This window comes from Faecalibacterium prausnitzii (assembly GCF_003287495.1).
GTDB lineage: Bacteria > Bacillota > Clostridia > Oscillospirales > Ruminococcaceae > Faecalibacterium > Faecalibacterium prausnitzii_I.
This window is the reverse complement of sequence record NZ_PRLE01000004.1, coordinates 299,517-309,016: the sequence shown is the minus strand read 5'-3', so window position 1 is coordinate 309,016 and position 9,500 is coordinate 299,517. Positions and strand designations below refer to the sequence as shown.

The 9,500-nt window shown below is 61.7% G+C and carries 8 protein-coding genes; 7 read left to right on the top strand and 1 reads right to left on the bottom strand.

Annotated elements, in window-relative coordinates; all coding sequences use genetic code 11:
- The first annotated feature begins 305 nt into the window (after window positions 1–305).
- The 5 genes from C4N22_RS09250 (at window position 306) to C4N22_RS09230 (ending at window position 7,442) form a co-directional block, all read left to right on the top strand.
- Complete coding sequence (locus tag C4N22_RS09250; protein WP_112148744.1) at window positions 306–3,677, top strand: DEAD/DEAH box helicase; 3,372 nt, start codon at window positions 306–308, stop codon at window positions 3,675–3,677.
- Window positions 3,674–4,669, top strand: coding sequence for a C40 family peptidase (locus C4N22_RS09245; RefSeq protein WP_112148743.1), 996 nt, complete (start codon window positions 3,674–3,676; stop codon window positions 4,667–4,669). The genes C4N22_RS09250 and C4N22_RS09245 overlap by 4 nt, the downstream gene beginning before the upstream one ends.
- A gap of 18 nt (window positions 4,670–4,687) precedes the next feature.
- Window positions 4,688–5,686, top strand: a complete 999-nt coding sequence (locus tag C4N22_RS09240; RefSeq protein ID WP_112148742.1) for a dipeptidase — start codon at window positions 4,688–4,690, stop codon at window positions 5,684–5,686.
- Between the two features lie 22 nt (window positions 5,687–5,708).
- Complete coding sequence (locus C4N22_RS09235; protein WP_112148741.1) at window positions 5,709–6,560, top strand: serine hydrolase; 852 nt, start codon at window positions 5,709–5,711, stop codon at window positions 6,558–6,560.
- Window positions 6,561–6,668: 108 nt separating this feature from the next.
- Window positions 6,669–7,442: a TSUP family transporter gene (locus C4N22_RS09230; RefSeq protein WP_112148740.1), complete on the top strand. Its 774-nt coding sequence runs from the start codon at window positions 6,669–6,671 to the stop codon at window positions 7,440–7,442.
- A 65-nt stretch (window positions 7,443–7,507) separates the two neighbouring features.
- Here C4N22_RS09230 and C4N22_RS09225 read toward each other — a convergent pair whose 3' ends face one another.
- Window positions 7,508–8,365, bottom strand: a complete 858-nt coding sequence (locus tag C4N22_RS09225; RefSeq protein WP_112148739.1) for a DegV family protein — start codon at window positions 8,363–8,365, stop codon at window positions 7,508–7,510.
- A gap of 192 nt (window positions 8,366–8,557) precedes the next feature.
- On the opposite strand from C4N22_RS09225, the gene C4N22_RS09220 reads away from it, so the two are divergent.
- Together C4N22_RS09220 and C4N22_RS09215 are read left to right on the top strand one after the other, a co-directional pair.
- Window positions 8,558–8,992, top strand: coding sequence for a CPBP family intramembrane glutamic endopeptidase (locus tag C4N22_RS09220; protein ID WP_112148738.1), 435 nt, complete (start codon window positions 8,558–8,560; stop codon window positions 8,990–8,992).
- Complete coding sequence (locus C4N22_RS09215) at window positions 8,989–9,492, top strand: nucleoside deaminase (protein ID WP_022256124.1); 504 nt, start codon at window positions 8,989–8,991, stop codon at window positions 9,490–9,492. Before C4N22_RS09220 ends, C4N22_RS09215 begins: the two co-directional genes overlap by 4 nt.
- Window positions 9,493–9,500 lie beyond the last annotated feature (8 nt).

Genomic DNA, 9,500 nt, shown 5'->3' with positions numbered 1-9,500 from the left:
AACACAGAAGTTAAGCTCACTCGTGCCCAAGATAGTTCGCTGGAAACGGCGCGTGAAAATAGGTAGTCGCCGACTTAAACAAAAGCCCTCGAGGATCTTCCTCGGGGGTTTTGCTTTTGCAATAGAACAATATTGAGGGAAGAGCACGCCAACTTTCCACACTCCAACAAAAATTGGTTCAAAACTTTACCCGATACGCTGCTTCTTAAATGGAGGCGGCGTATTTTTTCGCTCAAATCCCTTGCATCTGGCCGGTGGGTGAGGTATGCTTAACCAATAGAGCATTGCAGAGGGAGGAAACGGGCATGGACATGGAAGAGATCCGCTATCTGCTGGGCAGTACCATTTTTGCGCGGGCCAAGGCGTATCTGGACCGGGTGGAAGACCTGGACTGTGAGACCAGCGAAAACGGCGTGCGGCATCTGACGGCCGTTGTGCGCGGCGGCGGACGAAACCGCTACCATACGCAGGCCTGGCTGCGGGAAAACGGCAGCTTTGTGAGCGCCAGCTGTACCTGCCCGTATAACGAAAACGGCGAGGGCCCCTGCTGTAAGCACATCGGTGCCCTTTTGATGCTGGATGAAGAGGGCAAAACGCAGCCTGCCGCGGTGGAGCCTGCGCAGAAAACCCAGCTGAACAATATCCCGGGCGTGGTGCGGGGAACAGAGTTTGCGCAGGAGAGTGCTGCCCGGAAAGACAGCTATGCTTCCAGCCTGGAAATGCTTTTTGGAAAGAAATGGCGGGGCGATGAGCCGGAAACGGATGCCGCCGCCCGTCAGCTGCTGCGGACCTATCAGGAAAATACACTGGCTGAGCTGCCGCTCCCTGCACCCGAAGAGGGGCAGCGCCGGGAGTTTGCCGAGCTGGAACCGGAACTGACCCTGCTCTCCGGGGAGAAGCCCTGGTTGCGGCTCCGTATTTCGGATGGCGGGCGGCAGTACCTCGTCAAGAGCATCCCGGACTTGCTGAACGCTGTGGAACAGGGCCGGGTGGTGAGCTACGGCAAAGCGCTGACCTTTCTGCACCGGAAAGAGGCCTTTGCCCCGGAGGCACAGCAGCTATTGGCCGTGCTGCGCCGCCAGCAGAGCGTGCGGGAAAGTCTGGAGCAAAACCTCCAGAAGCTGCGCGGCTACGCCACAGCGGCCAGGAGCCCGGTGGCAGGCGGCATGGCCCTGAGCGGCGAGGGGCTGGACGAGCTGGTCCATCTCTATGAGCCGACGGGGCAGGTGGGCGGTTATGCCTTAAAAACGGGTCTGCCCGCCCTGACCATGCAGGTGGAAAAGCGCCGGGGCGGCGTGCAGGTCAGTGTAACGCCCTCGCTGGGATTTGTGGCAGGGCTGGACCATGATTATCTGTTCAGCGACGAAACGCTCTGGAAGCTGGACCGTGTCCAGAGCGGGCGCGTTTTACCGGCCCTCAAGACGCTATGCGGCAGCAGCCTGTTTTTCACGACACAGGATGCAGCGGATTTTTGCAGTTTTGTCCTGCCGGAGTTGGGCCGGAGCGTGACCATCGAGGATCCGGAGCGGCTGCTGCTGAATCAAATTCCGTTGGAACCGGTGGTGCAGTTTTATCTGGACGCGCCCCGGATAGGAGCCGTCTCGGCCCACGCCGAGTTTTTGTACGGGGAGGAAAAAGTGACACCCTTTGCCCCGGCCCCGGGTGGCCTGCTGCGAGATGCCCGGGCCGAAAAGCGGGCCGCGCGGCTGCTGGGAACCTACTTGCAGCCCGGCGAGGACGGCAATGCCACCCAGTACAGCACCGACGAAGAAGAAATGGTCTACACCTTTCTGGAAGAGGGCGTGCCTGCCCTGCTGACAGAGGGGGAGGTCTACCTGAGCGATGCATTCCGCAATCTGCAGGCCGCCCCGCCCAAGATTGCGGTGGGTGTGTCGGTGCATGGGAGCGTGCTGGACCTGGAAGTGGACACCGGGGAGTTCCCGGTGGGGGAGCTGCGGGCCTTGCTCAAATCTCTCCACCAGAAAAAGCGGTATCACCGCCTGAAAGACGGGCGGCTGCTCCGGCTGGACGACTCGCTGGAGGGGTTGGACGAGCTGAACGAGACGCTGGAACTCTCGGGCGCGAAGCTCGGGCAGGGCCACACCCAGCTGCCGTTGTACCGGGCTCCCAGCCTGGACTGGGCCCTCTCGGGCCAGAACGGCATCCGCTTCAACCGGGACGACGCGTTCCGGCGGATCAGCCGGAGCTTCCATGCGGTGAAAGACAGTGAGTATACTCCGCCTGCATCCTTACAAAAAGTATTGCGAAAATACCAGCGGGACGGCTACCGCTGGCTGCGGACGCTGGATGGCTACGGCATGGGCGGCATCCTGGCAGACGATATGGGCCTGGGCAAGACGGTGCAGGTGCTGAGCTACCTGCTGGCCATGAAAGAAAACGGGCAGGAACGGCCCGGCAAACCGAAAGACGAGGGCGTTCTGCCCAGCCTCATCGTCTGCCCGGCGTCGCTGGTGCTCAACTGGGCCGAGGAATGCCAGAAGTTCACGCCGGAATTACACTGCCTGGTCGTGGACGGCGACGCCGCCCACCGGGCCGCGCTGGCAAAACAGTGGGGCAGCGCCGATGTGGTGGTGACCAGTTACGACCTGCTCCGGCGGGATGAAGAGTTGTACGCCGGGCAGGCGTTTTACGCCTGCATCCTGGATGAGGCCCAGGCCATCAAGAACCACACCACCCAGAAATACAAGGCTGTCTGCCAGATCAACAGCCGGGTGCGGTTTGCACTGACGGGCACCCCGGTGGAAAACCGGCTGGGAGAGCTGTGGAGCATCTTCTCGTTCCTGATGCCGGGCTATCTGCCGCCTTATAAGAGCTTCTGCACCCGGTTTGAAAAGCCCATCGTGCAGGAGGACGACAAGGCTGCCGCCCGCCGGCTGAACCAGCTGACCGGATCGTTCCTCCTCCGCCGGATGAAAGCCGACGTGCTGAAAGAGCTGCCCCCCAAGACCGAGAACATCCACCGCATTGAGCTGGAGGAGGAGCAGCGCAAGCTCTATCTGGCAGCGGTGGTGGACGCCCGGGACAAGCTGCAGGCGGCAAAGCCGGAGGACAAAATGGCGGTGTTCGCCGTCCTCATGCGGCTGCGGGAGATCTGCTGTGACCCCCGCCTCATCGTGGACGGCTGGGAGGGCGGCAGCGCCAAGCTGGACGCCTGCATCGAGCTGGTGGCCTCCGCTGTGGAGGGCGGACACCGTATCCTGCTGTTCAGCCAGTTTACCTCCATGCTGGAGCTGCTGGCCAAACGGCTGGACGAAGAGGGCATCAGCCACTTCACGTTACAGGGCTCCACGCCCAAGCCCGTGCGGGCGGAGCTGGTCCGCCGGTTCAACGGCGGCGAGGTGAGTGTCTTCCTCATCTCGCTGCGGGCAGGCGGCACCGGCCTCAACCTGACGGCGGCCGACATCGTTATCCACTACGACCCGTGGTGGAACGTGGCGGCTCAGAATCAGGCCACCGACCGCGCTTACCGCATCGGGCAGCAGAACCCGGTGCAGGTGTATAAACTCATTGCGCAGGATACCATTGAAGAAAAAATCGTGGAATTGCAGCAGGCCAAGCAGTCGCTGGCCGATACCGTGACCGGGACGGCGGATGGCGCCATCCTGTCCATGCGGCCGGACGAGCTGCTGCAGCTGCTGGAGGGGAGCGAAACATGAAATACGCATTGTTTTCCGTGCCGGTAGGCACCATTTACGATCTGCCTCAGCCCATCAAGGAGGGCGAAACGGGGCCGGTCTCCACCATTGGCGATGAGGGGCTTTACGGGCAGGCCTGTCAGGTGCGCACTGCCCCCGGCGGCGTGACGGCGGCCGGAGTCCATCTGGCCCCGGATGTGGCCGAGGTGGTCAGCTTTTACGGCTACCACGGCTATGTTTTTACCCGGGAGCTGCAGTTTATCGAGGAAGCTCCCCTGCGGGACTACCTCGCGGAGCCGATGGCCCTGGCGGGACGGGCCACCGATGTCCTCAACCTGCCCAAGGTGCAGGGCGTCCGGATGATGGAGCTGGAGCGGGGCGGCCTGCTGCGCCGGGTGGCGGAAGCGCCCGAGGAGGCCGAGGCCCACAAGGGCTGGGCCAAGGTGCGGCTGGTGGATGGCCGCGTTGGCTATGTCCGGGATGTGGCGCTGGAACCGGTGCGGTATGAGATGAGCGCCGTGTTCTCGCAGGAAGAGGGTCTGCCTTTTGACGAGGCGCTGGCAAAGCAGAAAGGCATCCCCGCCGCAGAGCTGGTGCAGGAAGCCCTGAACCGTTGGTACGGCGGCAGCGAGGAGGTGTTCCGTGCCGCCGTCTGTGAGCAGGCCAAGAAATACATGGGCACGGAGTACCGCTGGGGCGGCAAATCCGGCCGGGGCATTGACTGCTCGGGCCTTGTCAGCAGCGCCTACATGCAGTGCGGCGTCCTCATTTACCGGGATGCCAGCATCGTGGAGGGCTGGCCCATGCACGAGGTGCTTTTTGAGGAAAAGAAGCCGGGCGACGCCCTCTTCTTCCCGGGGCATGTAGCGCTCTACCTTGGCGGCGGGCGGTATATCCACTCCACGGGAGCCGCGGTCAGCGGCGGCGTGGTGCTCAACAGTCTGGACCCGGCGGACCCGCTCTACCGGGAAGATCTGGTCAAGTGTCTGAATGCGGTGGGAAGTATCTTTTGAGAACGGAAGGCGGATATTATGAAAGTCTTTGATTTACATTGCGACACGCTCAGTGAGCTGCGGTATGCCGAGGAGGCAGGCCAGCCCAAGAGCTTTGCGGAAAACGATTTACAGATCGACCTGAAAAAGCTGCAAAAAGGTGACTACATGCTGCAGTGCTTTGCAGCCTTTGTCAACCTGGCCCGCCCGGGGCAGGACCCGCTGGTGGCGGCGCTGGAGGAGATCGACATCTTCAAGCGGATCATGGCAAAGTACAGCGATTTTATCGCGCCGGTGTATCAGCCGGAGGATCTCCGCAAGAATGCGGAGGCGGGCAAGATCAGCGGAATGCTGACCATTGAAGAGGGCGGCTGCTGCAAGGGCAGCCTGGGCGTACTGCGGCTCATGCATGAGCTGGGCGTCCGGATGATGACCCTGACCTGGAACCACGAAAACGAGCTGGCCAGCCCCAATGTGGTGCCGGGAGCCGACACGGATACCATCTGGCCCTGCCAGCCTAATACGAAGACCGGCCTGAAAGAAAAGGGCTTCGAGTTCCTGGCCGAGATGGAGCGGCTGCACATCATTGCAGACGTGAGCCACCTCTCGGATAAGGGCTTCTGGGACATCGCCGAGCACAGCACCCGTCCCTTTGCAGCCAGCCATTCCAACTGCCGCACTCTGGCACCCCACTGCCGCAACCTGACCGATGAGATGATCCGGGCCATGGCAGAGCGGGGCGGCCTGGTGGGCCTGAACTACTGCTCTGGCTTCCTGGACAACCAGCCGGAAGAGTCTCTCTGCCGCAGCACCGTGGCCCTGATGGCAAAGCACGCGGCGCACTTTAAGAAAGTGGGCGGCATTGAGATCCTTGGTCTGGGCAGCGATTTTGACGGCATCGGCGGCGAGCTGGAGATGGACGACTGCTCCAAGCTGCCCCTGCTGGCCGAGACGCTCCGCTGCGAGGGCTTCACCGAGGACGAGGTGGAGCGCGTCTTCTACCGGAACGCACAGCGCTTCTTTGAGGACAATCTGTAAAAATAAGAGAGGATATTCCAAAATGGATCAGAATATGACGCTGGAAAAGCGAATCGCTGCCGAGCTGTACTCCTATCAGGGCAAAATGAGCGTCTTTGTGGACGACCTGCAGGGCCGCACCGTGGAGATGGGAGCCGACGAGGAGTTTGAAACGGCCTCCACCATCAAGGCCTATATCCTGGCGGTGCTGTATTTACAGGCCAGCCGGGGCAAGGCCAGCCTGACCGAGGAGATCGAGTATCAACCGGAGCACTTTGTGGACGGCTCCGGAATGCTGCGGGCTCTGGGCGTGGGAGCAAAGCTCAAGGTGAAAGACACGGCCACCATGATGATCATTTGCTCGGATAACATCGCCACCAACATGGTCATTGATTATCTGGGGCTGGATACCATCAACGCCTGCATCAAAGAGCTGGGCTTTGCCCACACTGTGCTCCACAACCCCCTCCACTTTGACCGCTATGAGAAGCTGGGCACCACCACGCCCCGGGATTACGCCTCCCTGTTTGCGCAGGTGGCCAAGGGCACCCTCGTCAGCGCCGAGGCCAGCGCCGAGATGCTGGCCATCTTCCGCCAGCAGCACTACAACACCATGCTCACCCACGATTTCCCCCAGTTCTACCTGGACTGCGAGGAGACCGGCGAGCCGGAGCTGATCTGGGTGGCCAGCAAGAGCGGCAGCATGAACGCCTGCCGCAACGACGGCGGCATCATCCATACCCCCTACGGCGAATACGTCATCGTGCTGATGAACAAAGACTTCCATGATATCATCGAGTACGACGGCCACCCGGCCATGGTGTATGGTGCAAGGGTCTCCCGGATGATCTTTGACCAGATCCTGGCCTGTGAGGGCAAGCTGTATCGGAATTGAAAAGAAAACCTCTCACCGCTCCAACCCGCTGACAGCGGGGATGTCGCGGAGCTCCTCGATCAGGGGAGTCTGATGGAGAATTTTGGATAATAAAAAGGAATTATAACAATGGGTATTACAATTTCCCCGGTCATGATGGTGTTTCTTGTCTTTATGACCGGATTTGCAGGGTTTGTGGATTCCGCGGCGGGCGGCGGCGGGCTCATCAGCCTGCCGGCCTATCTGTTTGCAGGGCTGCCGCCGCACTACACCTATGCCACCAATAAGTTCAGTGCTGCCTGCGGCACCACCTTTGCCACGGCCAGCTTCTTCAAAAATGGTGCCATGAACGTCAAGGTGGGCATTCTGGCGGCCATCGGCAGCTTTGCGGGCAGCGCGCTGGGGGCGCACATCGTCCTGCTGCTCAGCGATGAGGTGCTGAAGACCACCATGTTCATCATCCTGCCCATTGCGGCGGTCATCATCCTGTGGCAGCGCAACCTCCCGGACGAAAACCGGGATGACGGTACCATGGACCTGAAAAAAGCGGCGCTGGCGCTGGGCATCGGGCTTGGCATCGGCCTGTATGATGGTCTGGTGGGGCCCGGCACGGGCACCTTTGCCATCATCGCCTTTTCCAGCCTGATGAAGTTTGATCTGCGCACCGCCAACGGCAACGGCAAGGTGCTCAACCTGGCCAGCAACTATGCCAGCCTCTTTACTTACCTCATGAGCGGGCTGGTGGTCTTTTCCATCGGCATCCCCTGTGCCATCAGCGGCATCGCGGGCAACCTGCTGGGCTCCCACTTCGCCCTCCGCAAGGGGGCAAAGTTCATCCGCCCCATGATGCTGGTGGTGCTGGTGCTCCTGCTGGGCAAGCTCATTTCGGATGCGGTGCTGTAAAACAAGAAGTGTAGACGCAAAAAAGCGAGGAGCCAGGCTCCTCGCTTTTTTCATGGATCCTATTTTTATTCGATGTCCAGTGCTTCATCAAAGAACGCCAGGCCGAACGCGCCGGGGCCGGCGTGGGTGCCAATGACGCAGCCGATCTGGCGGGTCAGGGCCTCGGGACGGTGCAGATTATCCTGCAGGTAGGTCTGGATGGGGGCCACCTCACGGGGGGCGACGGTGTAGCCTACCAGCGCGGGCAGCGTGGGGTGGATGCCGCCCAGCTCTTCGATCTTTTTGAAGAGGGCAACGTAGGCGCCGGGCAGGCCCCGGGCCTTGCCAGCCAGAGCCACTTTGCCCTCTTTGATGGTGATGAGGGGCTTGATGCCCAGCATCCCGCCTGCTACGGCAGCAGCGGCGGGAAGACGCCCGCCCTTGCGCAGATATTTCAGGTCGTCGATGGCGGCCACCAGATGCAGGTGCTCCTTGGCGTGCTCCAGCGAGGCTGCGATCTGCACGGCCGTCTTGCCAGCGTCCCGCAGCTGGACGGCCAGCCGCACCAGCAGGCCCTCGCCCAGGCAGACATTGGTGCTGTCCACAAACAGCACGTTGTCCACGTTGGCCAGGTCTGCCGCAAGCTTAGCGCACTGGCAAGTGCCGGAAAGCTCATGGGAAAGAAAGATGCCAATGACCTCATCGCCTGCGGCCGCTGCCTCGGCGAAGAAGCGCTCAAACAGCTCCGGGCTGGGCTGGCTGGTGGTGGGCAGCTTCTTGCAGGCGGCCAGCTGTGCATAATATTCAGAGGGGGTCTTGTCAAGGCCGTCCCGGAAGACGGTGCCGTCCTCCAGCGTGACGTTGAGGGGGATGACTGTCACGCCCAGCTGCGCGGCCTCTGCGGGCAGGATATCGGACGCGGAATCGGTGAGAATGCGGATCATAAAATACCTCCATGGGCGGAAGCCGCCCGGAACGGTTGTAAAACAACAGAAACAAGTAAAAAGTCGGTAAAATTATAGCAGAACACCAACCGAAAAGTCAATCTCTTGAAGCAGATTTCTTCGTGGAGGCGCAAAACTGCTTGCACCCAAGGGGCGGGTGTGGTACAATGTCCGCCGACAGGAGGCAGCGCCATGAACAAGATCGAAAAAGGCCCGGCGTTCTGGAAAGCGTTCGGGCAGGCGGCGGCCCTCTGGGCTGCGGTGGCCGTGGCCGGCAGTCTGCTGCTGCCCGGCGGAAGCATGACTCTGCCGGAGGAGCCGGAGAAGATGGGCTGGACGGTTCTGCGGGTCTGTGCCGTGCTGCCGCTGGCAGAGGAATTGATTTTCCGGGGCGGGGTACAGCGGCTGCTCCGCCCGCTGGGGCCCGGCGTGGCGCTGGCGGGGCAGGCGGTGCTGTTTGCCGCTGCCCATGGCAGCGCGGAGGCGAAAATTTACGCTTTTGCCATGGGGCTGGTGTTTGGCTGGGCCGTGGAGCACACCGGGCGGCTCTGGCCCGGCATGGGGCTCCACTGCCTCAACAACTGCATCGTGCTGGCCGGATGTCTGGCAGAGAGGGGACTGGGATGACCGATTACGAACTGATGGGTGCAGCCCTGGCCGAAGCCGAAAAGGCCGCGGCGCTGGGCGAGGTGCCGGTGGGAGCCGTCATCGCAAAGGACGGCGAGATCATTGCCGCCGCCCACAACACCCGGGAGACCGAGAAAAACGCCCTCCACCACGCGGAGCTGCTGGCCATTGACGCGGCCTGCAAAAAGCTGGGCGGCTGGCGGCTGTGGCAGTGTGAGCTGTTCGTCACGCTGGAGCCCTGCCCCATGTGCAGCGGGGCCATCCTCAACAGCCGGGTCAAACGGGTGGTGTACGGCGCGGCCGACACCAAGGCGGGCTGCTGCGGCTCGGTGACAGACCTGTTTGCCCTGCCGTTCAACCACCACCCGGTGGTGGAGCGGGGCCTCCGGGCCGAGGAAGCGCAGGCTCTTTTGCAGGCGTTTTTCCTCCGTCTGCGGGAGCAGCGGGCTGCAAGGCCGAAGTGGAAACCGCCGGTACAGGGACAAAACAAGTCCAAATGATGAAAAAA